Genomic DNA, 26,502 nt, shown 5'->3' on the forward strand with positions numbered 1-26,502 from the left:
CCGATATTTGCGTGCGATACCGCCCTTTTGGAAAAGGTCTTGCAGCGGCCCAGATGCTCAAGGGGGAATGCCGACAGGCAGAATGCGGCCAGGCAAGTAAAAAGCCCGCGCAAGGGCGCGGGCTTTCTTTTCACCGGAGGCGTCAGTTCCCGCCGCGCCCAGTCAGACCCGGAATACCCGGCGGTTCCGTGGATCCGCCGAGGCCCGGAATACCGCCGTCTCCCCCAAGGCCAGGGATGCCACCGCCGCCAAGACCCTCGCCGGTGGGAAGCTCGATGCGGATCGTATCCAGATCGACATTGTTCTGGCCGGGCAGCAGACCCGTGACCAGTTCAGGCCAGAAGATCACGATGCCCACCAGCAGAAGCTGCATGACGAGCCACGGGATCGCACCCATGTAGATCTCCGTCGTCTTGACGGTCCGGGGCGCGACGGAGCGCAGGTAAAACAGCGCAAATCCGAAGGGCGGGTGCATGAAGGAAGTCTGCAGGTTGATGCAGAGCAGCACGCCGAACCACACGAGGTCGATCCCCAGCGAATGGGCCACCGGGGCGAGCATCGGCACCACGATGAAGGCGATCTCGAAGAAGTCGAGGAAGAAGGCCAGGAAGAAGATGAATACGTTGACGAAGAGCAGGAAGCCGATCGGCCCGCCCGGCAGCGAGGTCAGCAGATGCTCGATCCACAGAGCACCGTCCATCCCCTGGAAGACCAGCGTGAACACGGTCGCGCCGATGAGGATGAACACCACCATCGAGGTGAGTTGCGCCGTGGCGCCGATGGCCTGACGCAGCAGGTTCCATGTCAGCCGCCGATGGGCGGCGGCAAGGATCAGCCCTCCGACAACCCCGAGCGCCCCGGCCTCCGTCGGCGTGGCAAGGCCGAGGAAGATGGTGCCGAGCACGAGGAAGATCAGCACGATGGAGGGAACGATGCCCTTGACCACCTTCCAGACCAGCGCGAGGTCCAGATCGCCGCGCACTTCCTTCGGCAGGGGCGGCACCCAGTGCGGGCGGAAGATGGCGACGAGGCCGATGAAGCACAGGAAGATGAACACCTGCACCGCCGCCGGACCCATCGCCCCGATGTAGAGATCGCCCACCGATTTTCCGAGCTGGTCAGCCAGCACGACCAGCACGAGCGAGGGCGGGATGAGCTGCGCCAGCGTCCCCGATGCCGCGATCACCCCCGTGGCGAGCCGCGGGTTGTAGCCGTAGCGCAGCATCACGGGGAGTGAGATCAGGCCCATGGTGATGACCGAGGCCGCCACCGTGCCGGTGATGGCGGCGAGCACCGCGCCCACCAGCACCACCGCCACGGCGAGGCCGCCCGGCACGCCGCCAAAGAGCTTGCCCGTCCCCTCCAGCAGATCCTCCGCCAAGCCGCAGCGTTCGAGGATCGCGCCCATCAGGGTGAAGAACGGGATCGCCAGCAGGAGGTCATTGGAGACGATGCCGAAGAAACGATAGGGCAGCGCCGACAGGAAGGCCGGGTCGAAGTGACCCGTCAGAATGCCGAGCGCGCCGAAGAACAGCCCGGCTGCGCCGAGCGAGAAAGCCACCGGAAACCCGTAGAGCATGAAGATGATCATGCACAGGAACATCAGCGGCGGCATGGGGCCATAGTGAAACATGCGTCTGTCCTGTCGGTCCTACTGGAGAGGCTTTTCGTATTTGGTCTCCAGGGTGATCATCCCCCGGAGCGCCGCGATGCGCTTGATGAGTTCAGAGATGCCCTGAAGCGCCAGCAAAGCGAACCCGGCCGTCAGCATGAGCTTCACCGGCCAGCGGATCAGGCCTCCCGCGTTCTGCGACACCTCTCCCTGCTGCCACGACAGCACGAAGACCGGCCAGTTGAGCCAGGCGCAGTAGATGGAGAACGGCAGCAGGAACACGATGATCCCGAACAGATCGACCCAGAGCCGCGCCCTCTCGGAAATCGCGCCGTAGATCAGGTCCACCCGGACATGTTCATTCTTCTTCAGCGTATAGGACGCGCCCATCAGGACGATGAAAGCGAACATGTACCACTGGATTTCGAGCCAGCCGTTCGAGCTGATATGGAATGTGTAGCGGATGAGCGCGTTGAACGCGCTGACAAGGGCGCAGAGAAGGACGAGATACTCGCCGATCCTGCCAAAGAACTCGTTGATGCGGTCAATGAGACCGCTCAGGGCGAGCAGAGCTTTCACTGGAACCTCCTGACCCGCGCGCACCGGGCCGCAAAGCAAACGGCCGGGACTGTGCCCGGCCATTCCATGTCGCCTGTCAGCCGAGCTTGCCCGACCGCTGCAGCGTCATCATGAACGTGTCGTAGGTGTATTCCGCCACCTGCATCCACAGATAAGCCTCCTTGCGGAAGGCAGCCTGGGAATCGTGCACTTTCTTGAAGTGCTCGTTCTTCGCGCCGATTTCGTCATAGAGAGCATTGGCAGCGTCGAAGGCAGCGGCCATGATTTCCTGGCTGAACGGCCGCAGCACGGCGCCATCCGCCACAAGCTGCTTGATCGCCGTGGGGTTCAGCACGTCGTAGCGGGCAAGCATCTGCGTGTTGGCATAGGCGCAGGCGTCGGTCAGCGCGCCCTGATAGGGCTTGGGCAGTTCTTCCCATTTCTGCTTGTTCATGAAGGCATGGACCACCGGCCCGCCTTCCCAGAAACCGGGATAGTAGTAGTATTTCGCCACCTTCTGGAAGCCGAGCTTCTGGTCGTCATAGGGGCCGACCCATTCGGCCGCGTCGATCGTGCCCTTTTCCAGCGACGGGTAGATGTCGCCGCCCGCGATTTGCTGCGGGACCACACCGAGGCGGGACATGATCTGTCCGGCGATGCCGGCGATGCGCATCTTCAGCCCGTCGAGATCGGCAAGCGTCTTGATTTCCTTGCGGAACCAGCCGCCCATCTGGGTGCCGGTGTTGCCCGCGGGCAGCGCATAGATGTTGTGGAGGGCGTAGAACTCGTTCAGCAGATCGGTGCCGCCCGCATCGTAGAGCCAGGCATTGGTCATCCGCGCGTTGAGCCCGAAGGGCATCGCTGTGCCGAGTGCGAAGGTCGGATCCTTGCCGACCGAGTAGTAGGAGCAGGTATGCGCCATCTCGACCGTGCCCGCGCCCACCGCATCAGCGGCCTGAAGGCCCGGTACGATCTCGCCCGCGGCAAAGACCTGAATGGTGAACTGGCCGTCCGTGGCTTCCGAGACATGCTTGGTGATGTCGATGGCAGCGCCATAGATCGTGTCGAGGCTTTTAGGGAAAGCCGACGTCAGGCGCCAGTTGATACGAGGTGCGGTCTGGGCAATGGCGGGCGCGGCAAGAAGTGCAGCACCCGTCCCGGCTACGCCAGCCCGGCGGATGAACGAACGACGATCCAAGTTTTATCCTCCCTTGATCCCGGCCCTCTTCTCCCCGGTCCGGGTAGCGAACAAAAGCACGTGAGGCGGTTGTCTCGCAAGCGTTTCGCATTATGGCCCCGTCAGAATATGCACCCCTGCAACGGTTGCCGTTGCGTCAATGCGTTGGGCGCATCGCCGCAGCGCACGGACGATTAATGAAATATTGTTTATTTACAACACATTAATCTTGACTTTTCGCCCGTTGCAAGGCATGGTCGCGGACATGCTGGAGAATTGTGCAGGCGGCCGGGGCGATCCGAGCCGCTTTTTCAATTCGCTCGGGCGGGGGCTTGAGGGGCACAGGGCGCAGCATATGCCAGACCTGACGACACACGAAACGCCACCGAGGGATGTGCTCTCGGAGGTGATGGAACTCTACGATACGGCAATCGAAGTCTTCACCGAAACCATGCGCGAAGCGCGGGAGGACGGGCGCGTGAAGGAGGCGAACTCCTACGTCCGCGAACTCGGCAAGATCGTTCTCGCAGTCATCACGGAAAGGGAAAAGATTGACAAACTTCGCAGGCAGGAAACCGGCGGGACCGGAGGAGGCGCACTCGACCTCGATGCGGCACGGGATGAGATCGGCCGCAGGCTGGCTCGCCTCCGCGACGCCGGAGACGCTTGAGTCCTTCATGGAGGGGCTTTCGCCCAATGCGCTCGCGGCTCTGCCGTGGCTTTTCGAGATCTGGGCGCTGCCGCATCAGCTTCCGCCGGAGGGGGACTGGAAGACCTGGGTCATCATGGGAGGGCGCGGGGCGGGCAAGACCCGCGCCGGCGCGGAATGGATCAGGTCGGAGGTGGAGGGGGCGCGCCCCCTCCTTCCCGGCCGGTCGCGGCGGGTTGCGCTGGTCGGAGAGACGCTCGAACAGGTTCGCGAGGTGATGGTGTTCGGCGAAAGCGGTATCCTCGCCTGCTCTCCCCCCGACCGGATGCCGGTCTGGGAAGCGACGCGGCGGCGGCTCGTCTGGCCCAACGGGGCCGTGGCACAGATCTTCTCCGCCCACGACCCGGAAAGCCTGCGAGGCCCCCAGTTCGATTGCGCCTGGGTCGATGAGCTCGCGAAGTGGAAGAAGGCCTCCGACACCTGGGACATGCTCCAGTTCGGCCTCCGGCTTGGCGATCAGCCGCGGCAGGTCGTCACCACCACACCCCGCAACGTGGGCGTGCTGCGCGACATCCTGCGTAACGCATCCACCACCGTCACACATGCGCCGACGGAGGCCAATCGCGCGCATCTGGCGGCGTCGTTCCTCAGCGAAGTCCGCGCGCGCTATGCCGGTACGCGCCTCGGACGGCAGGAGCTGGACGGCCTCCTTGTCGATGAAGCGGAAGGCGCACTCTGGACGGCGGTCCTGCTGGACCGCGCGCGGCTGCGGGAGCTTCCCCCCCTCACCCGCGTCGTGGTGGCCGTCGATCCGCCGGTGACGGGCCACGGCGGCTCGGACGACTGCGGCATCGTGGTGGCCGGGGTGGTCGCCGAAGGTCCGCCGCAGGACTGGCGGGCGGTGGTGATAGAGGACGCCTCCGTCTCCGCCGCCTCCCCCGACCGGTGGGCGCGGGCCGCACTCGCGGCGGCAGAGCGGCACGGCGCGGAACGGGTGGTGGCGGAAGTCAATCAAGGCGGCGATCTGGTCGAGAGCCTGCTGCGCTCCATCGACCCGCTGGTGCCGTTCCGCGCCGTCCGCGCCTCCCGCGGCAAGGCCGCCCGGGCCGAGCCGGTGGCCGCGCTCTACGAGCAGGGCCGCGTGCGCCACATGCCGGGGCTCGACCGGCTGGAGGACCAGATGTGCCGCATGACCGCCCAAGGCTATGAGGGGCGCGGCAGCCCAGACCGGCTTGACGCGCTCGTATGGGCACTGACGGAGTTGATGATCGTTCCGGCACAGGGTTGGCGGAAGCCGGGCATCCGGCTTCTGTGACCGCCTGAGGAACGGGCCTGAGGAACGGCTCCGAGGAACGGGCGCGGTGGCATGGGCGCGCGGGCGACGCCGGGGGTCGCGGGGGGCGTCCCCCGCGCCGCCGTAGGTTGCGGCGCCCTCTCCGTCCTTCCGTTGCCCGCATTTGCGACGCAGCCACGCGCGGCCCTACAGGCAACCCGACAACGGCAGGTGAAGCGACCCCGCCATCGCGCCCTGCCGATGAACACGCCGACAAACACGGGTGCGACAAATGGAACCGCCCTCGGCCTGTCGCGTTGCGCGAGGCTGGAACGCGCCCCGGAGGCCCCCATGAAGCTCTTTCACTGCCAGAACTGTCAGCAAGTCGTCTATTTCGAAAATACCGCCTGCGTGAAATGCGGCATGACGCTCGGCTACCTTCCCGATCAGGGGGAGATGTCATCCGTCGCGCCCGACGGTCCAAACTGGACCGCGATGGCCAATCCCGGCACACTCTATCGCTTCTGCGCCAACTGGGAGCAGAGCGCGTGCAACTGGATGGTCACCACCGACAGTCAGGATACGCTGTGCTTCGCCTGCCAGCACAACCGGACGATCCCGGATATCTCCTCACCGGAAAACCACGCGCTCTGGCAGAAGATGGAGCAGGCGAAGCGGCGACTGTTCTACAGCATCATCAAACTCGGCCTTCCCGCGCCCACGGCCGCGAGCAATGCGCCGGAGCCCCTCATCTTCGACTTCCTTGCCGATGATCCGGCAAGCGGGGAAAAGGTGGTCACGGGCCATGACAACGGTGTCATCACCCTCTCGCTGAACGAAGCGGACGACGCGTTCCGCGCCAAGATGCAGGAGGAGTTGCACGAGCCCTACCGCACGCTTCTTGGCCATTTCCGTCATGAGGTGGGCCATTACTACTGGGACATCCTGGTCCGCGATGGCGGGCATCTGGAGGACTTCCGGGCACTCTTCGGAGATGATCGGGAGAGTTATCAGGAAGCGCTCGACCGTCACTACCAGAACGGCGCGCCGCCCGACTGGCAGGAAAACTACATCTCCGCCTACGCTACGATGCATCCATGGGAGGACTGGGCGGAAACCTGGGCGCATTACCTTCATATCATCGACACGCTGGAGATGGCGCGCGCCTTCGGCATCACTGTAAACGCGGCCGTGACGGGTGATCCCGACGCAGAGATTTCGGTGGATGTGGATCCGCACCGCGCCTGGCGGTTCGAACCATTGATCGACGCCTGGCTGCCCCTGACATTCGCTGTCAACAGCCTCAACCGCGCAATGGGGCAGCCCGATCTCTATCCTTTCGTGCTGAGTCCCAAGGTGATCGAGAAGCTGAGTTACATCCACAAGCTCGTACAGTCGAACCGTATCCGACAACTTCGCGCTCAACCATAGAGTGTCAGAATTCGACGAATGCGGAAACATCGGGCGAAGGCGACGCAAAATGTCGCATTCGTCCGAAACCCGGATCGAAATCACTCCGACCGCCCTTGATCCGCGGGAAGCGATTCTTAGGCAACCTATACTTTCAGACAGGGGAGCCGCGGCCCCCGGCAGGGGTGCCGCAGGAGGTTGGAATGATGAGTGACTACAGGAAGCTTGCCATCTTTTACCTGCCGGGCCGCGGTGCGCTGGCGGATTTCGGAACGGCCTGGTCGGGTTGGGATCCTGTCGAGGCGATGGCGCTGCCACCCTTGGCAGTGCCGGGATTACCTCCATCGCTCGCAGAGCCCGGAGAGGCGCTGGGGAATTACGGGCTGCACGGCCGGATCACGGCACCGTTCCGGCTCATCGATGGAGTGCAGATTTCCACGATGATCGCCGCGCTGGATGCGTTGGCCGCAAGATTGGCCGCGGTGGAGGTCTCCAGCCTCGGCTTGGTGCGCGTGAACGGGATGTTCGCTCTCGCCCCCGCGCGGGAGGAGATCGCCCTTAACCTGCTTGCCGCCCGCATCGCACGAGAGGTCGACCACTTCCGCGCGCCTCTGTTGGTTGACGACGTGATTCGCCGCCACGCGGCGCGACTTTCGGGGTCGCAACGGTCATTGCTTGGCCAATGGGGCTATCCCTTCGCCTCGCCGGGCGAAGACGATGGCTTCCGTCTGCACCTGACCGGCAGCTTACCTGAGGATCTTTGCGATCAGGTGCAGGCGGTCCTGGAGCCACTCGTCCTGCCGCTGCTGCCGAAACCGTTCTGCTTCGACCGCCTGTCGCTCTGCGGCGAGGGAGAGGATGGACGCTTCCGCCTTATCCGCCAGTTTCCTCTTTCGGGGTCTGTCTGAGGGGTGGCATCGTCGCAGGGGACGTGCTTTGTGACGGGGTAGGATGACCAGAGGAACCCGCCATGCCGATCTTCACCCCCGACCGTGATCACGAACGCGACTTCCGGGATGCCCTCGGCAGATTTGCGACTGGCGTGACGGTGGTGACCACGAACACGGCGGCGGGTCCGATTGCCATCACCGCCAACAGCTTCGCCGCCGTTTCGCTCAATCCGCCGCTGGTGCTCTGGTCGCCCGCCCGAATGTCCAGCCGGTTCGAGGCTTTCGTCGGCGCCGAGCGGTTCGCGATCCATGTTCTGGCGGCGGGGCAGAACGAGATCGCACGCCACTTCACCAAGCAGGGCACCGATTTCACGGGCGTGCCGATAACGAACTCCCAAACGGGCATACCGCTGATCGAGGGCTGTCTCGCGCGTTTTGAATGCCGGCAGCACGCGATGCACGAAGGCGGTGATCACATCATCATCGTCGGAGAGGTGGAGCGTGCCGCCTATGATGACGGGGCACCGCTGGTTTTCCATGCGGGTCACTTCGGCAATTTCGTCTAAGGCAGGTCAGGAGCGGATCATCACCTGAAGATCCGCGACATTCGTGCCGGTCGACCCTGTAATCACAAGATCGCCCGACGCGGCGAGGGCAGGATTGCTGTCATTCCGGGCCAGCGCCTCCTCCGGATCAATTCCGGCGGCGCGCATCCGGGCGAGGCTCTCCCCGTCCACCAGCGCGCCTGCCGCCTCCGTCGGCCCATCGCGGCCATCGGTGCCCGCGGAGAGAAATACCCAGTCGTTCTTCCAGCCCGCCTGCTCCGCCAGAAGCGCGACACGAAGCGCCAGCTCCTGGTTGCGCCCGCCCTTGCCTTCTCCCCGTATCCGCACCGTCGTCTCGCCCCCCCAAAGCCAGACGCCGGACCCGTCCGCCTCCGCCATAATACGGGCGGCTGCTTCCGAGACATCACCGGTCAACGGCTCTCGCGCTAGGACAGCGTTGGCGGCAGCGCGGGCCATGGCCTCCCGCGAGAGGGTGTTCGAGCCGACCAGACGGTTGTCCACATGGTTGGACGCCGCCGCGGTCGGCTGATCCTCCCTTTCCAGGCAGGCCCGGATCGCAACCGGAAGATCCGGCCAGAGACCGCGCGCCCGGAGCCGCTCCCGCGCGTCTGAGCGTGTGCCGACAGGCGCCGCAGTCGGACCAGAGGCGATCACGGAAAGATCATCGCCGACGACATCCGACAGAATCAGTGCGACGACATCGGCAGGGGCCGCGGCGCGGGTCAGGCCGCCGCCTTTCAGCAGGCTGACCTGCTGACGAATGAGGTTCATCTCGCTGATATCGGCACCCGAGGCCAATAACAGGCGATTGAGCTCGCGCTTGTCGGCCAGCGTCACCCCGTCGGGTGGCGCAGGCAGCAACGCGGAACCACCCCCCGAAACCAGGACAAGCAGGTTCTGCCCGGCAGCAAGCGCGGACACCGCCTCCAACACCGCTCTGCCCGCCGCGAGGCCAACCTCATCGGGCACAGGATGCCCGGCTAGGAAAAGACGAACGCCCGGCGGAAGTTCGGCTTTCGCATTCTCCCGGTGCGTGATCACAATGGCCGGAACGGGCCCGAAGCGCGTCGCAGCAGCTCGCATCATGCCCGGCGCCGCTTTGCCCACTGCCACGATCAGATCAGGTTTGCGGTCAGGAAGCGTTTTCACAACCGCGGATTCGGGGTCCGCAGCGGCAACGCCCGCTTCAAAGAGGCGAAATGCCTCATCGCGCATGGCGGATACGGTAGGCGAACAACTTGTCCCTGACGGCATGGGCTCTACTTCCAGAAGATAGACGCGGCGCGATCCAAAAGCCGCGGGATTTCAGGCAAAAGTTGGGTATCGTGACGAGCAGGACCGCCGCGACGCAGGGAATGGACCCGTCGAAACTTGCGCCGCGCGCACCGTTCGCGGCCGCGCTGTTGAAGGCCTTTGGGCATGAGGGGCGGCTGATGATCCTTTGCCACCTCACGACGGGCGAAAAATCCGTAACGGAACTTGAGCAACTTCTGAACACCCGTCAGGCCGCGGTCAGCCAGCAGCTCGCGCGTCTGCGCATGGAAGGGCTGGTGGAGCCGCGGCGCGAGGGTAAGGCGATCTATTACTCGCTGGTTCCGGGGGAAATGGAGCATTATATCCGCGCTATCTGCAGGCTGTTCGCGATGGAGTGACAGCCACCTGTCCATGCGTTGGCGGTTCAACAGATCGAAGGAGCATCGTCCGGACATTCCATCTTGCGAGAAATCCAATGGTTGGGTGGTAATCTGGACGGCTTCGTGCCGGGTGGCAACGCTTTAACGGTTTCTCAAAAGGCTTTGAGGTCTATCAACGAAAATCGTCCGCAATCGCAAGAAGGTCAGCCGGGCCTCCACCCCTTCCCGCCATTCCCTATCATTTCGGAGCGGATTTCCGATATTGGCGCAGACCCGTGATCGTTAAATTCAGTGGATCGTCAATATAAGGCAATGGATCATGCATCTTGCATGTGAGGGAGCTACCGTTGCGGTAATCGCGCGCCAAGGGGGTCACGGCTTGTCCCATGCGGAGAATTTGGCAGGTGGCGTCTTTCGCCGCCAACAACTCCCGACTTGAAGCGCCCCGGTTTCCGCTTTTCAAACGAGCGTGCTTATCCGCGGCATGGGTATAATAACGAGGGGCATCATAACGGGCCTTGTCCGCTGAATGCCCGTGAATCCGTGGGACCGGTGTGTCCACCTTCGTGAAAGAGCGGAATCGGCCGAAGTCATGGAAGGCATGACTTTGAAGCCGGTTTCGCCTCGAGGGGTGAACGCGCAAAACTGGAAGGAAGGGAATCGATTGCCTTCAACACAGGATCGAAGGCGGTCCGGACGCGTTCGGAGCGAGGTGGGCACCCGAAGATTCTCGCGAAGATACGCGGTCTTGGAATGAAAAGGGGCGGATCCAAGGATCCGCCCCTTCTTCATTCTTAGCAGAAATCACCCGGCAGTGGCCGGTTCCTTCTTCGGCTCTGTATAGATGAGAAGCGGTTTCGCACCCGCGGTCACAGCTTCTTCATTCACCACGACCTCTTCCACGCCATTCATGCCCGGAAGTTCGAACATGGTATCGAGCAGGATATCCTCCATGATCGAGCGGAGACCGCGGGCACCTGTCTTGCGCTTGATCGCACGCGAGGCGATGGCTTTCAGAGCGTCTTCGGTGAAGGTGAGTTTCACCCCTTCGATGTCGAAAAGCCGTTGGTACTGTTTGACCAGCGCGTTCTTCGGCTCCGTCAGGATGGTGACCAGCGCCTCTTCATCGAGGTCGGACAGGGTGGCGATCACCGGAAGACGTCCGACGAACTCCGGGATGAGGCCGAATTTCAGCAGGTCTTCCGGCTCCAGCTCCCGGAACAACTCGCCTACGCCGCGTTCGTCGTTGGCCTTGACCTCGGCTCCGAAGCCGATGCCGGACCCCTTGTTCCGGTGGGCGATGATCCGGTCCAGCCCAGCGAAAGCGCCGCCGCAGATGAACAGGATATTCGTCGTGTCCACCTGCAGGAATTCCTGCTGCGGATGCTTGCGCCCGCCCTGAGGCGGCACGGAGGCGACGGTGCCCTCCATGATCTTCAGCAGCGCCTGCTGCACCCCCTCCCCGCTCACGTCGCGCGTGATGGAGGGGTTGTCGGATTTACGGGTGATCTTGTCGACCTCGTCGATATAGACGATTCCGCGCTGCGCCCGTTCCACGTTGTATTCAGACGCCTGAAGGAGCTTGAGGATGATATTCTCCACATCCTCCCCGACATAGCCCGCTTCGGTCAGCGTGGTCGCGTCCGCCATGGTGAACGGCACGTCGAGAATGCGGGCCAGCGTCTGCGCGAGCAGGGTCTTGCCCGTCCCCGTGGGACCGATCAGCAGGATGTTCGATTTCGAAAGCTCGATCTCGGACGACTTGGCCCCGTGGTTGAGCCGTTTGTAGTGGTTGTGCACGGCCACCGACAAAACGCGCTTCGCATGGATCTGGCCGATGACGTAATCGTCCAGAACCTTGCAGATCTCGCGCGGGGTCGGCACGCCGTCGGCGGATTTCAGGCCGGAGGTTTTCGTCTCCTCCCGGATGATGTCCATGCACAACTCGACGCATTCATCGCAGATGAACACAGTCGGGCCGGCGATCAGCTTGCGCACCTCATGCTGGCTCTTTCCGCAGAAGGAGCAGTAGAGCGTGTTCTTGCTGTCGCTGGAGGAGTTGTTCGCCATGTGATACCTCTGCGGCTCCTATGCCAAGACCCGGAGTAACGTCCCGGCTGGACGAGGGTTGCCCCAAAAGTCTAGGACAGCCCTGTTTTCTTCACAACGCCAAAATGGCTGCGGTGCAGCAATGTGCGCCGCTTCGCCTCATTTGCCGCTTTCCATCTTGCCCCGATCCGCCACGATCTCATCGATCAGGCCCCATTCCTTGGCATCTTCGGCCGACATGAAGCGGTCACGCTCCAGCGCATCCTCCACTTCCTTGAGGCTGCGCCCGGTATGCTTGACGTAGATCCCGTTCAGCCGGTCCTTCAGTTTCTGGGTTTCCTGGGCGTGGATCATGATGTCCGTCGCCTGACCCTGGAACCCGCCGGAGGGCTGGTGAACCATGATGCGGCTGTTCGGCAGGCTGAATCGCATCCCGTGCTCCCCGGCCGCGAGCAGGAGAGACCCCATGGAGGCCGCCTGCCCGATGCACACGGTGGACACCTTCGGCTTGATGTACTGCATCGTGTCGTAGATCGACAGGCCGGAGGTCACGACACCGCCGGGGCTGTTGATATACATCGAGATTTCCTTGTTCGGGTTGTCCGCCTCAAGGTACAGAAGCTGCGCCACGATCACCGTCGCCATGTCATCCTGCACGGGACCGGCGACGAAGATGATCCGCTCCTTCAGCAGACGGGAGAAGATGTCGTAGCGGATGGATCCGCGGGAGTTGGTTTCCTCCACGGTCGGGATGATGAAGTTGGTCCACGTGTCGATGGGGTCTCTCATTTTCCGCCCTGCCTTGGTCTGGAGGATTAATAGATCACGGATCTCTTTCTAGAGTCTTAGTCATGCGTTCGGACCCCCGCAAGGGCCGCGCTGCGAATGACGCGACTGCGGGTAATTCGAAAGGCCCCGGCGAGGGAACCCCGGGGCCTTCCGCCTGCCCGCCAGGCACCTCACCGGCGGCCGGGTTCGTGTCTACCAGTCGAACTGCTTGGTCATGGACAGCTTGAATGTGCGTCCGCGCCCGTTGTCCTGGTAGAGATTGTTTCGATAATCTTCGTCAAAGACGTTATCCACGGCGAAATCGACTGTGAATCCGGCGAGCGCGCCGGTATCCGGCTTCCAGCTCACGAACAGGCGGTGGACATCGTAGGAGGAGAAATGCCCCAGCGTCGTCGTGATGGAATCGACGTAGGTCGCGCGCCAGCCGTATTCAAGATTGTGCTCCGGCAACCGACCGCCGAGCGTGAGCGAGACCTGTTCCGCCGGAATGGTCGAAAGCGTCTCCCGCGTGTCCTTGTTCACGCCCTTGACCTGCGAATAGGCCAGCCTTCCGAACCACCGGTCCGCGGAATAGGCACCTTCCAGCTCCCCTCCCCAGATTTTCGCGTTGTCGATGTTGAGATACCGGGGAACCACTCCGTTCACGGACTGGTAACCGGTATTTGAAGCGATGAGGTTTTCGATATCGTTGTGGAAGAGCGTGCCCTTGAGCGCGAGGCTGTCATCCGCATCCAGCAGGCCCTGGGCAGAATAGGTCACGCCCACCTCCACCGTATCGGCCTTTTCCTTCGCCAGGTCGAGGCTCGGCACCCGGCGCGCGTCATGGGCGTAAAGCTCGTCCAGCGTCGGCATACGCTCCGTCCGTGCGTAGGAGGCGAAGATCCCCCATGCCTCCGTCAGCTTGTAGAGCGCCGCGATCTTCGGCGAGACGGCGGTGTCGGAGACATCTTCCGCCCCCGGAATGCCGGAGCCGGGTGAACGCTCGCCGAAATCGAAGCGGATCCCCGGCACGATGGCAAGACGATCCTGCCAGTTGAACTCCGCCTGCGCATAGACGCCGATCTTGTCGTCCGTGCCCTCCGGGTGGAAGTTCAGTGCACCGACGGCGCTGGTCGCCACGCGGTTCTGATGAGTGAACTGAAGCCCGGTCGTCAGGTAGTTCTGCCAGTCGCCAAAGGCGAATTCACTGACGTTTTCGACTTTCGCCAGCGTCGTTTCATAGGCGTATTCGCTGTCGCAGACCACGGCCAGCGTGCCGGGCATGCACGTCACGAAGCCGCCGGACGTATCGACGTGGTCGGACTGCTTCACCTGCGTCCTGGAGTAGGAGAGCTGCACCCTCAGGTCGAGCCAGGCGCTGTCCACGAAGGGGTTGGCATATTCGGCCACGATCGTGTCATCGGTCACGTCGCGGTTGATGTAGCCGAAGGTGTCGATGATCGGCGCCCCGCCGCCGGTCCGCACCAGGGGCGATTCGTTCATGTCGCTCTGCGTCCGCTGGTAGGAGAGGCGGACGGACTGGTCCAGATCCTGGCCGAAGTGATAGGTGCCCTTCACCAGCCCCGACCATGCCTCGGCGTCCGAGCCCTTCACCCTGTCGCCGTTGCCGTCCTTGTATTCATCCATCGTGCGGTAGTTGAGGTTGCCGATCACCTCGAACCGGTCATCGTATTTCTGCGCATAGATGACCGAGCCGAGCCAGCCCGAACCGTTCGAATCGTAGGATCCCTTGAACCGCAGCGCATGGGTGTTGCCGTCCGTCAGGAAGTCGGACGCATCCTTGGTCGTGAAGTTCACCACGCCGCCGATCGCGCCGGAACCATAGAGCGTGGAGCTGGCCGGGCCGCGCAGGACTTCCACCTGCTTGTAAAGCTCCACGTCCGAGAAGAACGATCCCATGCGGTACTGTTCGTAGAACTTCGGCACACCGTCCACATTGACGATGATTCGCGATTCGCTGGCCGTGGTTTCGGTGGCGCCGATCCCGCGGATGTTGAAGGCGAAGCCCAGCGGGTTGTCCGCCCCCGCGCCTTGAACGCCCGGCACATTGGCAAAGATCTGGTCGATGGAGCTGGCCTGCTCGCTGTCCAGATCCTGCTGATCGATGACGGTGACGGCCTGCGGCGTGTCTGTCGCCACTCTGGGTTGCCCTGCGCCGAGAACGATTCGGTCGAGCACGGTTGCCGGCTCTCCTGTCCGGGTCACTTCCGCCGCCTCCTGCGCGGGGGCGGGCAGCGCCAGAAGCGCGGCGACGGCCACGCTCATCATCAGGTCGCGCCTGAGGCGCCGGGGCAGAAGTCGCATCTTTGTCCTCTCGGAGATCGGCGAAAGGCTGGCTTCTGCTGGCAGCTCGCGTACGGCAATTCTTGACTTTATCGGTCAGGCATGTTGCCTCTAGAGTTGCTTATGATTTCTGTCAAGTATTACGACATCGTGATGGCCTTGCAGAAATGCCGATATCACAAGAGGTTGCCATGACCCTCCCCTCCGCCGAAACCATCCGCAAGGCGCGCGCAGACAATCCCAAGATGCGGGAGCGCGATCTCGCGGCCTCGCTTGGTATCAGCGAGGCTGCGCTGGTCGCCGCACATGTGGGCCATGGCGTCACCCGGATATCGCCGGTGCCCGGGCGACTGATCCCACTGGTCGAGTCGCTGGGAGAGGTCCTTGCCCTGACCCGGAACGAAAGCGCGGTGCATGAGCGCGTGGGCCGCTACACCGACTTCACCGACGGGCCGCATGCGGCGATGCTCACCGGGCCGGATATCGACCTGCGGATCTTCCCCTCCCGCTGGGTGCATGGATTCGCGGTGGAAAAGCCGACCGCGGAGGGGATCCGGCGCTCCGTTCAGGTGTTCGACGCCCATGGCGATGCGGTGCACAAGGTTCACCTGCGACCCGCTTCCGATGTCGCGGCCTTCGACCGGCTGGTTGCCGAATTGCGGGAGGAGGAGCAGGCTGACACGCTCTCCGCCACGCCACGCCCGCCCGTGGAGGGCCCGAAAGCGGACCCTTCCAAGGCGGATCGGCTGCGAGAGGAATGGATGCGCATGACCGACACGCATCAGTTCCTGTCGCTGACGCGGAAGCTCAAGATGAACCGGCTCGGCGCCTATCGCACCGTGGGCGCGCCTCAGGCGGTGCGGCTGGCCGATGACGCAGTCACGGTCACGCTGAAGGCAGCCTCGGCCAGCAAGACAGGCGTGATGGTATTCGTCGGCAATGAGGGCTGCATCCAGATCCACTCCGGGCCGGTCGACAATATCGTCGCCATGGGGCCGTGGATCAACGTGCTGGACCCGCTGTTCGACCTCCACCTGCGCACCGACCACGTGACCGAGGTCTGGCTGGTGGAGAAGCCCACCCGCCACGGCAAGGCGGTTTCCGTCGAGGCGTTCGACAAGGAGGGCTACCTGATCCTCCAGATCTTCGGACGGAGGGGAGAGGAGAATGCCCGCGCATGGGAGAGGCTCGTCGCCACCCTGCCGCGCGCCGAAACGGTGACGGCATGAGCAAAGGGCGAAACGGGCCGGAGAGGCGGGATCGGGAGCAGGCGCTGGCTCGCACTCAGGCTGCGCCCCAGACTCCGCCCCGTGCGCCTTTCCATTCTGGCGGAAACAGATATGCGCGCGGTTCCGAAGGCACGACGTGTCCCCAGGCACCGCAGGGCGCGTCCGGCTGGGGGATTGGCCCCGGAACTGACCCCGGGACTGACGCCCCGATTCGCCCCGTGACCGGTCCCGGGACTGGCCGGGTGATTGGAGCCGCGACTGACCCCGCGATTGGCCCGGTAACTGGACCCACGATTGGCCGGGTGATTGACCCCATGATCGGCTCCTTGACTGGCCGCATGACCGGCGGGCTGACCGGCCGAATGACTGTCCGAAAGAGTGCCGGAGCGACTGGCGGGGCGACTGGCGGGGAAACTCTCCGGGTGACTGATCCCCATCCTGCCCCGGGGAATGACGGCGCGGGAGCGGGCAACACGCCGGCGTGGTCTATGGACCCGCCCATCGCGCGCGGCAGCCCGGAGCGGGACCGCTTGTTTCACTGGGGCGCAATCCCCGTGCGGCCCGGAGGACTGAACCGGGGCGCCCTGCCCGCCGCCCCGCAGTCGGGAGCCCTGATGCCGAAGCCCGCAGCCCTGCGGCGGATCGCGGCTACGGCTCTCCTGGTGGTGGCGATGCCGCTGGCGCTCACGGTGATGACGGCGCCTCCGGCAAGCGCGGCGGAGACGGCACAGCGCATCGTTTCCGTCGGCGGTTCTGTGACGGAGGTGATCTATGCGCTCGGTGCTCAGGACCGTGTGATCGCGCGCGATTCGACGTCCACCTTCCCGCCGGAGGTGATGGACCTGCCCGACGTGGGCTATGTCCGTGCCCTGTCGCCCGAAGGGCTGCTGGCCGTGAACCCCGACCTGATCCTTGCCGAGGACGGGGCCGGCCCGCCGGAGACCGTCGCCCAGCTAAAGGCCGCCGCCGTTCCCTTCGTCACCGTTCCGAATGGCTGGACGGCCGAAGCCGTGGGCGCAAAGATCCGGGCCGTGGGGGCGGCGCTGGGTCTGGAGAGCCGGGCGGAGACGCTGGCTGCCGATGTCACGCATCAGATTGCCGCCGCATCTGATGCCGCCCTCGCCCGTCCCGGCCCGAAGCCCCGCGCGCTGTTCGTTCTGTCCACACAGGGCGGTCGCATCATGGTCTCGGGCACCGGGACTCAGGCGGCGGGGATGCTGGCGCTGGCGGGGGCGGAGAATGCCGTCACGGAGTTTCCGGGCTACAAGCCGCTGACTGACGAGGCGATCATCGCCGCCGCCCCCGATGTCATCGTGATGATGGACCGGGGCGGCGACCACGGCGCGACGGCGGAGACGCTCTTCGCCCTGCCGGCCATGGCGCTGACCCCCGCCGGCAAGACGCGGGCGCTGGTGCGGATGGATGGGCTATACCTGCTGGGCTTCGGTCCGCGGACGGGCGCGGCGGTGGAGGAATTGTCCCGCGCGCTTCACGCAGCGACGGAGGGCTGAGGTGGTCGTGGTGGGCGAGACGCGCCCGATGCGCGCCGATGGGGACCGGGGCCTGCGGGCGCGGCGGGTGTTCATGCTGCTCCTTCTGGCGCTCGCTGCGGCGGCGACGCTCGGGCTGACGCAGGGCGCGACAGCGGCCTCTCTGCCCGCCGTGCTGCGCGACTGGCTGGGAGGAGACGCCGCTCCGCTCCGCGACATGACGATCCTCCGCGACATCCGCCTGCCGCGCCTGATGCTGGGGATGCTGGTGGGCGCCTCGCTCGCCGTGTCCGGCGCGGTGATGCAGGGGCTGTTCCGCAATCCGCTGGCCGATCCGGGGCTGGTCGGCGTCTCCTCCGGCGCGGGTCTTGGCGCGATCGCGGCCATCGTTCTGCCCGGCGGGCTGGGAATTGCCCTGCCGGCGGTGCTGGGCTTCTATCTCGTGCCGCTCGCCGCCTTCTGCGGGGGCTGGGCGATGACCGTCGCGCTCTATGCCATCGCCACGCGGCAGGGGCGGACATCGGTCGCCACCATGCTGCTTGCCGGAATCGCTCTTGGCGCGATGGCGGGCGCCGTCTCGGGGCTGATCGTGTTTCGCGCGAACGACCAGCAGCTTCGTGATCTGACGTTCTGGGGTCTTGGCTCCCTGTCCGGGGCCACATGGTCCAAGGTGCTGGCGGCGGGGCCGATCATCCTCCTCGCGCTCGCCGCCGCCCCGTTTCTGGCGCGCGGGCTGAACCGGCTGACGCTGGGCGAGGCGGCAGCGCTGCACATGGGGACGCCGGTGCAGCGGGTGAAGCGGGCAGCGATACTGTCCGTCGCGGCGGCGACCGGCGCATCGGTGGCCGTATCGGGCGGGATCGGCTTCGTCGGCATCGTGGTGCCGCATCTCCTCCGGCTGGCCATCGGGCCGGATCACCGCTGGCTCCTGCCCTGCTCAGCCCTTCTGGGCGCGGCGCTGCTGGTGCTTGCCGACGTGGTGAGCCGGACGGTCATCGCGCCCGCGGAACTGCCCATCGGCATCGTTACCGCCGCGATGGGCGCGCCGTTCTTCTTGTGGATCCTGCTCCGCCAACGGGGAGTGATAGACCTGTGACCCTGACCGCGACCGACATCACGCTGCGCGCCGGGCGGCGTGTCATACTCGACCGGGTGAGCCTTTCCGCCCCCGCAGGCGCGTTGACGGCCATCGTCGGTCCGAACGGCTCCGGCAAGACCACGCTCATCCGCGCGCTGACGGGAGAGGTCCGTCATGACGGGCGGGTGGCGCTCGACGGGCAGGATATCGCGGGCCTTTCGCCTGCCGTGCTGGCGGGGTTGCGGGGGGTGCTGCCGCAGGCGAGCCTGCTGTCCTTCCCCTTCACGGTGCGGGAGGTCGTGCGGCTGGGCTGCGACGCGGCCATGACCCGGCCGCCTTCGGTGGAGACGGCGCTTGCCTCCGTCGGCCTGCCGGGGTTCGAGGGGCGGTTCTATCAGGAACTGTCGGGTGGAGAGCAGCAGCGGGTGCAGCTTGCCCGCGTTCTGGCGCAGGTGTGGGAACCGGTGCTGAACGGACGCCCGCGCTGGCTGTTCCTCGATGAGCCGGTGGCGAGCCTCGACATAGGCCATCAGCTCACCGTCATGCGGCTCGCGCACGATTATGCGCGCCGTGGCGGCGGCGTGGTGGCGGTGATGCACGATCTGAACCTCACCGCGCTTTTCGCCGACAAGGTCGTGCTGCTGCATGAGGGGCGGATCCTCGCGGCGGATACACCGAGGGTCGTGCTGACCAGCGAGGCGCTTTCCGCAGCCTACGGCTGCCACCTCCGGGTGGGAGAGACGCCCCCGCCAGGCGTTCCCTTCATATTGCCTCAGACTGCGGCATGACCGGCTTACCACGCGGCTGAAAAAGTCCTGAAACGTCATGCCCATGTAACGGAAATGGGAAAATCGGCGCGGAAATGCCCGGAAGCACGTCGATTTCCGGCTGGATTTCGTCAGATGGCAAACGATTTCCGCTTCGACACAGTCAAAAAAGTCTTTTCTCAGCAGCCTGTTAAAGGGCGTCGGCGGAAGGGGCAGCGGCAGGAAAATCCCCCGCCCACGACCACCGCCACGGAGATACGCCAACCCCAAAACCCGTCAGGCTCCAAAACCCATCGGACCCGGAATCGTAGGCACTAGAAGTCATAGGCCCCAGAATCGTTTGCCCGAAAAAATCGGGGGCCAAAAAATCCGTCATGTCCAAGTGAGATCGCCGCAGGCGGGCTGGCCCAAGATAGACTGACCCCAGCCAGGCTCACCCGCGTCAGGCTCCATGCGGCGGTCAGCGTGCCCCGCATGGAGTGGGGGCGGCCTGTCAGCAATCGGATGAGCAGATCATCTTCATTCCAAATAAGCTGTTAGGCATATTCTAGGAGCGTAAAGTCAGCCCATGACCCTCCTTCCAGAAAAGACGTCTGACTTCCTTGTGCGCGGGCGTCAGGTTCCGCTGCATCGTTCAACCTTATCCTCCATCTGCGGGACTGTGGATTTTCGCTAGCCTCCGTCGCATCGCAAAAGCTCCACCCCCAACGCGGGGACCGTCACATCGAGATGCGCGGCCCTCCGTCCGTGCCCACGAGAGACTGGCAGGTCACTGCAGGGGACTCGCCTTGCCTGTCACCTACGGGCCTGCGGGGGAGCGCCCCCAGTGAGGGTCGGCCTTCCGCGGGTCAGATGTAGGTGAAGTCGGCCAGCCACCGTTCTCGGCGATGACCGACCGTTCGCCGTCGTCCTTCGGCTTTCCACGGCGTCTCGGCCATAACCGTAAAGCATGATCCGCAGCATCAGCCGTTCGATCCGGTGAAGGCCGCTGGCTCGCCCCTCTTGCAAACATCGCCAGACGCGGCGCGCGCTACATGTCCGGTCACTGGCCTTGAAGTCCGTCTCGATCACTGTGAAGGCACCGCGAGGGTCGCGAGACCTCCCTGTTGCGGAGAGCGGGTTGCGTTTGTGTCAACAAAACCGGCAGCGCAGCTGGCACGGCACCTCGGGAGCCGGAGACGACATGGGGGTGGTCTCCCGACTGCTTTCGCCTTGGAGGCTCGGGCAGACCGGATCTCAAGGCCCGTCATTCTGCGCCGATTGGACTAAAGCTGTAGGCATGAGAGCGGGGAATATCCCGCTCCACAGGTGCCTTTCTCTGGCAGGTGCCCGGCCCCGACGGTCATCTCCCTGCGATCCCGGCGAGCGTGACGGGGGGGCGGCGATTGAACCACGGGCGCGCGGTTTCCAGTTCTGCGCAGAGGGAGATGAGCCGCTCGTCCTGCCCGAAGGCCGCCGCAAGCTGCACGCCGACCGGAAGCCCCTCCGGCGTCCAGTAGAGTGGGACAGAGGCCGCGGGTTGGCCGGAGGCGTTGAAGGAAACGGTGAAGGGCGAATAGGCGAAGATCCCGTCCGGCCCGGTGCGATAGCCCACGTAATCCTCCGTCGCATGGGAGAAGCGCCCGATCCGCGCGGGAGGCTCCGCCAGCGTGGGGGTGAGCAGGATGTCCCAGTCGAGGAAGAACCCCGCCATCTGCCGCCCATAAGCGTGGACGGTTTCCAGCGCCTCCAGATAGTCCTCCCCCGTGAGTGTGGCGGCGAAGGCCATGGCACCCCTGCTCACGCCCTCCACCTCCTCCGGCTCCAGCGCATGGCCCCGTGCGGCGACAGTCTGGCGGATGGAGAGCGCGGTGCCACAGGCCACGATGCGGGTCCACGCCTCCATCATCGCGGGCGTATCGGCGCGCGGCAGCGCGGGCTCGACGTGATGGCCAAGGTCCGTGAGCAGCCTTGCCGCGTCCTGCACGGCGGCGCGGGCCTCCGGGTGGATAGGCTCCCCCGTCAAGGTGGTATCGCAAAACGCGATGCGGAGCCGCTCCGGTGGGCGGGAGATGGCGTCGCGATATCCGGCGCCGAGCGGCGGCGGGAAGTAGGGCGCGCCGAGGTCCGGCCCTTCGCAGGCATCAAGCAGGACAGCCGTGTCCCGCACGCTCCGGGTCAGGAAACCGTCAATCGCCATCCCACCCCACGCCTCGCCGGAGGCGGGGCCATCCGGTAGCCGCGCCCGCGTGGCCTTGAAGCCGAACAGCCCGCAGGAGGAGGCGGGAATACGCACCGAGCCGCCTCCGTCAGAACCATGCGCGGCAGGCACGATCCCCGCCGCGACAGACGCCGCCGCACCGCCCGAGGATCCCCCCGGCGTGTGGTCGAGGCTCCATGGGTTCCGCGTAGGCCCACCATAGACCACCGCTTCCGTCGCGGCCCCGATCGCCCCTTCCGGCACGGTCGTCCGCCCGAAGGTGACAAGCCCGGTGCCCCTCAGACGCAGATAGATCTCCGAATCGTAGTCGTAGCTTGTGCCGCGATGGAGCCGGGAGCCGAGATGAGTCGGAAAATCCACGGCCTCCGCGCCCAGATCCTTCAGCAGGAACGGGACACCGGCGAATGGCCCGGAAGGCAGGCCCGCGCGGATCGACCGCCGCGCCGTTTCTTCCTGCACAAGCGTCACCGCGTTCAGGAGCGGGTTCAGCGCCTCCACCCGCGCGAGCGCCGCGTCCAGCAGTTCATCCGCCGAAACGGCTTTCCGCGCAACCAGACCTGCCAGCCCCACCGCGTCGTAATCCTCATATTCCGCGAACATCCCGCCCCCTGCACTGCCGGTTCTGCCCGAAGGTGGCTTCGATGCCGCGGCGGCGCAAGCATCCTATGCGCCTGCTTGACAGCGGCGGCGGCCCGGCTATCCCCAACTCCAGCCTCCTCCCTCGCGGGTTGCCCATGTCCTTTCCTCCTCCCGGCCCCCTTCACGGCCCCGACGCGGGTCCGCGGCTGATGACCGTGACCCTCGACCGGCCGTGGCTGCGCTGCGACCTCGGACGGATGCGCCGGGTGCTGAGCTGGTCATTGAACCGGCCGGGATTCGTCAGCGCGCGGCATATTCTGTGGCGGGAAGTGCGGGACGCGGACCTGACAACCGATCTGGACACCGGGCGCTGGTTCACCGGCGAACTCGCCCGGAGCGGAGATACGGAGGCGGTGGGCCTGCTCACCTCCCGCGATGTTGGCACCTGGCGCGGAGCCTCGGCGGAGGTGGAGGGAATCCGCGCGCAGGCGGTGGTGACGGCCGGCCTCTCCAACGCGGAACGCGTGGGCCGCAGGCGACCGGTCACGCCAGACTACAGGGCGGCAGGCGGGGTGGCGGGCACTGTCTCGACATCCGGTGTCACGGGAGGCGGTATCGCCGAGAGCGGCGTCGGGGCAGCGCGCTTCTCGACACCGGGTGCCATGACATCTGGCCTCGCGGCGGGCGGCCTCGCGGCAGGGGGATATGGCACGATCAACATCGCCGTCGCGGTGTCGGAGGGGCTGAGCGACGGGGCGATGGTGGAGGCGCTTTCCATCGTGGCGGAAGCCAGGACCGCCGCCGTGCTGGAAGCCGGTCTGGTCCTTGTCACCGGAACGGCCACCGGGACCGGAACGGATTGCATCGCGCTCGCCGCCGATCCCGGAGAGGCACGGCATGCGGGGCTGCACACACCTGCGGGCGAGGTTCTGGGCCGCGTGGTGATGGAGGCTACGGCAGCGGCCATCGCGGACTGGATGGCACTGTCCTAGGCTGCCTCCGGCAGCGCGGGGGACGCCCCCCGCGACCCCCGGCGGCGCCGTCGCGGCAGACCCGACACGTCTACAGAGCGGGCGGCCAGCAGGCTGCTGAAGAAGTCTTGAAGTGCCATGCTAAACCCCGGAAATCCGAAAAAATCGGCCCGGACATATCTGGATTTCGTCTGTAGGTGGCGAACGATTTCCACTCCAAAAACGCAAAACAACACAGGCAAAAGAGCCTTTTTCAGCGGCCTGCTAAAAGGCCAGGCACCGACAAACCCGTGTCCCTGGACCTGAGCCCCGCACGAGTGCCCCCGAAGCCGTGCCCACAGTCTCGCACCCACAGACCGGTGCCGACAGAGCTGCATCCGCCGGTTACAGCAACCGGGTTGCGGAGAGGCCCCTTTGCCATGCTAGACAGGGACGACAGCCTCCCCCGAACGGAAATCCACATGACCATCCACATCGGTGCCGCACCCGGAGACATCGCCGAAACCGTGCTGCTTCCCGGCGACCCCTACCGGGCCCGCTGGGCCGCCGAAACCTTCCTGGACAGCCCCCGGCTCGTCAACGACGTTCGCGGCATGCTGGGCTACACCGGCACATGGCGGGGGCATCCGGTGACCATACAGGGATCGGGCATGGGAATGCCCTCACTCTCCATCTATGTGAACGAGCTGATCCGGGACTATGGCGCACGGACGCTGATCCGCATCGGCTCTGCTGGCGCGATGCAGAAGCGCGTCAATCTGCGGGATCTGGTGCTGGCCCTGTCGGCCTCCAGCCTGTCCACCCCGTCGCGCGGCATCTTCCGGGAACTGAACTACGCGCCCACGCCGGACTGGGGCCTTCTCCATGCCGCATGGCAGGCGGCAAGCGCGCGCGGGCTGCCCACCCATGCGGGCGGTATCTATTCGGCGGATGTGTTCTATGACGAACGCCCCGACCTCAACGAGCAGATGACCCGTCACGGCATCCTTTGCGTGGAGATGGAGGCAGCGGAGCTTTACACGCTCGCCGCGCGCTACGGCGTGCGGGCGCTGGCCATCCTGACCATATCCGACCACCTGCTCCGCAAGGAGGCGCTGCCCGCCGCCGACCGGGAGAAGAGCTTCGGCGAGATGGTCGAAGTCGCGCTCGCAGCCGCTTTCGCCGGGGAGGACGCACGATGATCCGCCGCAGGCTGGGCCGGAACGGGCCAGAGGTTTCCGCCATCGGGCTTGGCTGCATGAGCTTCGCGGGCTTCTATGGTGCCACCGACCGGGAGGAGAGCTTCCGCTGTCTGGACGCGGCGCGCGATCTGGGGATCGACTTTCTCGACACGGCAGAGCTTTACGGGATGGGCCTCTCGGAGGAGGTGATCGGCGCCTATATGGCGGACCGGAAGGCTACCTTCCAGATCGCCACCAAGGGCGGAATCATCCCGAAGCCTACGCGGCATTTCAACAATTCTCCCAGTTACTTCCGGGATGCTCTTGAGAAGTCGCTGAAACGTCTCGGGGTGGAGCGGATCGCCCTTTACTACGCGCATCGCCACGATGCGGAAGTGCCGGTGGAAGAGGTCGCGGGAACCCTCTCCCGCTTCGTGGAGGAGGGCAAGATCGACGGGATCGGCTTTTCCGAGATCGCGCCCGCCACCCTTCGCCGCGCCCACGCCGCCCACCCGGTGACCGCGATCCAGAACGAATACTCGCTTTGGACGCGGCAACCGGAACTGGGAATGCTGCAGGCGACAGAGGAGTTGGGTGTGGCATTCGTCGCCTTCTCGCCGCTGGGGCGGGGTATATTCGCCGAAACACCACCTGACCCCACCCACTTTGCGGAAACCGACTTCCGGCGCGGCAATCCCCGCTTTCAGGAGCCGAACTGGAGCGCGAACCTAGGCTGGGTGGAGGGCTTCCGCAGCTTTTGCCACGCGCGCGGCTGGTCTGTTCCCGCCACGGCAGTGGCCTGGACTCTGGACCGCGCGCCGCACGTGCTCTCCATCCCCGGCACACGCTCGGCCGCGCATCTCGAAGAGATTGCCGGAGCAGCGACAATCGCATTCACCGAGGAGGACCGGCACGACATCGCGCGGCTGATGCCGCCCGGTTTCGCACACGGCCCCCGTTATTCCGAGGCGCAGCACAAGGGCGTGCCGATCTACGGCTGAAAGGCGCTTCCGCCAGTGGCGGCCGCCGCTTGTCTACGACGCAAGACCCCCGTTCCTGCACCCGGGCGCCGGGACGGTAAGGAGTTGCGAACCATGCCCGGATCGGCTGGCGGATATCCTATGACCGCCTGAATAGTGGTGTATGGCCCTGGCAAACAGCGACGCATCCAGCCGCGCCCCCCCGGGTGGGCGCACTCAAGGCAGGCGAAGGATCGGGTTGTTATCCCATGGTTTGCTGCGGTCCATACCTGGGAATGGAAGGCTGGCCTGCGGGACAAGGTTCGTCGCGGCGGCGCCCCAACCACATACGCCGTCCGACCTCCAATCCTTTGATCGTATACTTCGACCCGCGTTCAGCGGGGAACATCAACCCGAAACAGTCGCGAGGCGGCGAACCCGAGCAACGGTCCAGGATCTGACGAACGGGATTGGAAACCAGATTCGATGGTTCTTTCCGATGTCGAAGAGATGATCGTCTTGGCGGTCCAGCAACACACGCTGCTGCCAGTGGAATGGTTTTATGCCTTGCAGATCACCCGGCCGCAGCTGATGCGATCAGTGCAGCAGCGGTGTTTAAAGCGACATAGACGCTCGCGTCTCTTCACGAGGCCCACATCGATACTCCGGATACGGCTTCAAAACCGTACCGCAACAGGTCGATGGGCCAAAGCTGCGCGTCCGAGCAGAGAGGCTAGTGGCCATTTCAGAAAAGCCTGCCTTTTCTTCCGTTTTCAAACCACGAACTCCCCCCAGCCTGCCTGGGCGAATGGTGTTTCCAACACATCCTCAGCGGAACGCGAATTACCCCAGCCTTCGAACTATCCCACCCTGTTATCGCGGCTTGCGGAAATGCGTGGCGGGCCGAAAATCCACCATTCGACCAGGCCTCCCCGCCCGTAAAGAGCCACCTCAAGAGGAAATACGCTTTCGGCAAGGCTGGGCTGCGCCAGTCCTTGGGTAGGTTGCTCCAGTACCGGCTACAGAAGGCAGTGCTCCCAAACTGCCATGCGAGCGACGCGGGCTGGTGCTCACGACCGGGATGTCCGCAGCGCGGAAGGAGTGTGGCTTTGCCTGAAAGGTTGAACAGAGGTCGCTTCGCGCAGCCGCTACGGCGGAAGATGCTTCCCCAAAGGGGCC

Annotated in this window: 21 protein-coding genes; 13 read left to right on the top strand and 8 right to left on the bottom strand. The window is 64.9% G+C overall.

From position 1 onward, the window contains the following. Positions 1 to 142: 142 nt before the first annotated feature. The 3 genes from CG51_RS06185 to CG51_RS06195 form a co-directional block, all read right to left on the bottom strand. Positions 143 to 1,633, bottom strand: a complete 1,491-nt coding sequence (locus CG51_RS06185; RefSeq protein ID WP_035743187.1) for a TRAP transporter large permease — start codon at positions 1,631 to 1,633, stop codon at positions 143 to 145. Between the two features lie 18 nt (positions 1,634 to 1,651). Next, the gene (locus tag CG51_RS06190; protein ID WP_035743188.1) at positions 1,652 to 2,191 is read right to left on the bottom strand and encodes a TRAP transporter small permease subunit; all 540 of its coding nucleotides are present in this window, start codon (positions 2,189 to 2,191) and stop codon (positions 1,652 to 1,654) included. 76 nt (positions 2,192 to 2,267) lie between these two features. After that, positions 2,268 to 3,368 carry a TRAP transporter substrate-binding protein gene (locus tag CG51_RS06195; RefSeq protein ID WP_035743189.1) on the bottom strand — a complete coding sequence of 367 codons (1,101 nt, stop codon included), beginning with the start codon at positions 3,366 to 3,368 and terminating at the stop codon, positions 2,268 to 2,270. Between the two features lie 334 nt (positions 3,369 to 3,702). Here CG51_RS06195 and CG51_RS06200 point away from each other — a divergent pair, with 334 nt between their 5' ends. The 5 genes from CG51_RS06200 (at position 3,703) to CG51_RS06220 (ending at position 8,135) form a co-directional block, all read left to right on the top strand. Next, positions 3,703 to 4,017, top strand: a complete 315-nt coding sequence (locus CG51_RS06200) for a hypothetical protein (RefSeq protein ID WP_143412975.1) — start codon at positions 3,703 to 3,705, stop codon at positions 4,015 to 4,017. Then, the gene (locus CG51_RS06205) at positions 3,968 to 5,311 is read left to right on the top strand and encodes a DNA-packaging protein (protein WP_051930125.1); all 1,344 of its coding nucleotides are present in this window, start codon (positions 3,968 to 3,970) and stop codon (positions 5,309 to 5,311) included. The genes CG51_RS06200 and CG51_RS06205 overlap by 50 nt, the downstream gene beginning before the upstream one ends. 309 nt (positions 5,312 to 5,620) lie before the next feature. Next, positions 5,621 to 6,700: a zinc-binding metallopeptidase family protein gene (locus CG51_RS06210; protein ID WP_035743190.1), complete on the top strand. Its 1,080-nt coding sequence runs from the start codon at positions 5,621 to 5,623 to the stop codon at positions 6,698 to 6,700. Between the two features lie 185 nt (positions 6,701 to 6,885). Next, a complete protein-coding gene (locus CG51_RS06215) occupies positions 6,886 to 7,587 on the top strand; it encodes a DUF1045 domain-containing protein (RefSeq protein ID WP_035743289.1) in 702 nt (233 codons plus the stop codon). 62 nt (positions 7,588 to 7,649) lie between these two features. Then, positions 7,650 to 8,135: a flavin reductase family protein gene (locus CG51_RS06220; RefSeq protein ID WP_035743191.1), complete on the top strand. Its 486-nt coding sequence runs from the start codon at positions 7,650 to 7,652 to the stop codon at positions 8,133 to 8,135. A 6-nt stretch (positions 8,136 to 8,141) separates the two neighbouring features. Here CG51_RS06220 and CG51_RS06225 read toward each other — a convergent pair whose 3' ends face one another. Further along, a complete protein-coding gene (locus CG51_RS06225; RefSeq protein ID WP_051930129.1) occupies positions 8,142 to 9,389 on the bottom strand; it encodes a glycerate kinase type-2 family protein in 1,248 nt (415 codons plus the stop codon). A gap of 101 nt (positions 9,390 to 9,490) precedes the next feature. Between CG51_RS06225 and CG51_RS06230 the strand changes: the two genes are divergently transcribed. Further along, positions 9,491 to 9,787, top strand: coding sequence for an ArsR/SmtB family transcription factor (locus CG51_RS06230; RefSeq protein WP_051930130.1), 297 nt, complete (start codon positions 9,491 to 9,493; stop codon positions 9,785 to 9,787). Between the two features lie 786 nt (positions 9,788 to 10,573). On the opposite strand, the gene clpX is transcribed toward CG51_RS06230, so the two are convergent. The 3 genes from clpX to CG51_RS06245 form a co-directional block, all read right to left on the bottom strand. After that, positions 10,574 to 11,839 carry an ATP-dependent Clp protease ATP-binding subunit ClpX gene (gene clpX / locus CG51_RS06235; protein ID WP_035743193.1) on the bottom strand — a complete coding sequence of 422 codons (1,266 nt, stop codon included), beginning with the start codon at positions 11,837 to 11,839 and terminating at the stop codon, positions 10,574 to 10,576. Between the two features lie 138 nt (positions 11,840 to 11,977). After that, entirely contained in the window at positions 11,978 to 12,607 is a 630-nt protein-coding gene (locus CG51_RS06240; RefSeq protein WP_035743195.1) for an ATP-dependent Clp protease proteolytic subunit, read from the bottom strand. Positions 12,608 to 12,799: 192 nt separating this feature from the next. Next, the gene (locus CG51_RS06245; protein WP_051930132.1) at positions 12,800 to 14,911 is read right to left on the bottom strand and encodes a TonB-dependent receptor domain-containing protein; all 2,112 of its coding nucleotides are present in this window, start codon (positions 14,909 to 14,911) and stop codon (positions 12,800 to 12,802) included. Positions 14,912 to 15,081: 170 nt separating this feature from the next. On the opposite strand from CG51_RS06245, the gene CG51_RS06250 reads away from it, so the two are divergent. The 4 genes from CG51_RS06250 (at position 15,082) to CG51_RS06265 (ending at position 19,475) form a co-directional block, all read left to right on the top strand. Further along, a complete protein-coding gene (locus CG51_RS06250; protein ID WP_035743197.1) occupies positions 15,082 to 16,119 on the top strand; it encodes a hemin-degrading factor in 1,038 nt (345 codons plus the stop codon). Between the two features lie 614 nt (positions 16,120 to 16,733). After that, positions 16,734 to 17,630, top strand: coding sequence for a heme/hemin ABC transporter substrate-binding protein (locus CG51_RS06255; protein ID WP_051930152.1), 897 nt, complete (start codon positions 16,734 to 16,736; stop codon positions 17,628 to 17,630). Positions 17,631 to 17,658: 28 nt separating this feature from the next. Continuing rightward, the gene (locus CG51_RS06260) at positions 17,659 to 18,705 is read left to right on the top strand and encodes a FecCD family ABC transporter permease (protein ID WP_051930154.1); all 1,047 of its coding nucleotides are present in this window, start codon (positions 17,659 to 17,661) and stop codon (positions 18,703 to 18,705) included. Continuing rightward, positions 18,702 to 19,475, top strand: coding sequence for a heme ABC transporter ATP-binding protein (locus CG51_RS06265; RefSeq protein ID WP_051930134.1), 774 nt, complete (start codon positions 18,702 to 18,704; stop codon positions 19,473 to 19,475). Before CG51_RS06260 ends, CG51_RS06265 begins: the two co-directional genes overlap by 4 nt. A gap of 1,321 nt (positions 19,476 to 20,796) precedes the next feature. Here CG51_RS06265 and CG51_RS06270 read toward each other — a convergent pair. Further along, complete coding sequence (locus tag CG51_RS06270) at positions 20,797 to 22,254, bottom strand: amidase (RefSeq protein WP_035743199.1); 1,458 nt, start codon at positions 22,252 to 22,254, stop codon at positions 20,797 to 20,799. A gap of 188 nt (positions 22,255 to 22,442) precedes the next feature. Between CG51_RS06270 and CG51_RS06275 the strand changes: the two genes are divergently transcribed. From CG51_RS06275 to CG51_RS06285, 3 genes are all read left to right on the top strand, one after another. Beyond that, positions 22,443 to 23,225: an adenosylcobinamide amidohydrolase gene (locus CG51_RS06275; RefSeq protein WP_084695072.1), complete on the top strand. Its 783-nt coding sequence runs from the start codon at positions 22,443 to 22,445 to the stop codon at positions 23,223 to 23,225. A gap of 440 nt (positions 23,226 to 23,665) precedes the next feature. Next, positions 23,666 to 24,385: a purine-nucleoside phosphorylase gene (gene deoD / locus CG51_RS06280; RefSeq protein ID WP_035743295.1), complete on the top strand. Its 720-nt coding sequence runs from the start codon at positions 23,666 to 23,668 to the stop codon at positions 24,383 to 24,385. After that, complete coding sequence (locus CG51_RS06285; RefSeq protein ID WP_035743200.1) at positions 24,382 to 25,365, top strand: aldo/keto reductase; 984 nt, start codon at positions 24,382 to 24,384, stop codon at positions 25,363 to 25,365. The genes deoD and CG51_RS06285 overlap by 4 nt, the downstream gene beginning before the upstream one ends. Positions 25,366 to 26,502: the final 1,137 nt, after the last annotated feature.

This window comes from Haematobacter missouriensis (genome assembly GCF_000740775.1).
GTDB lineage: Bacteria > Pseudomonadota > Alphaproteobacteria > Rhodobacterales > Rhodobacteraceae > Haematobacter > Haematobacter missouriensis.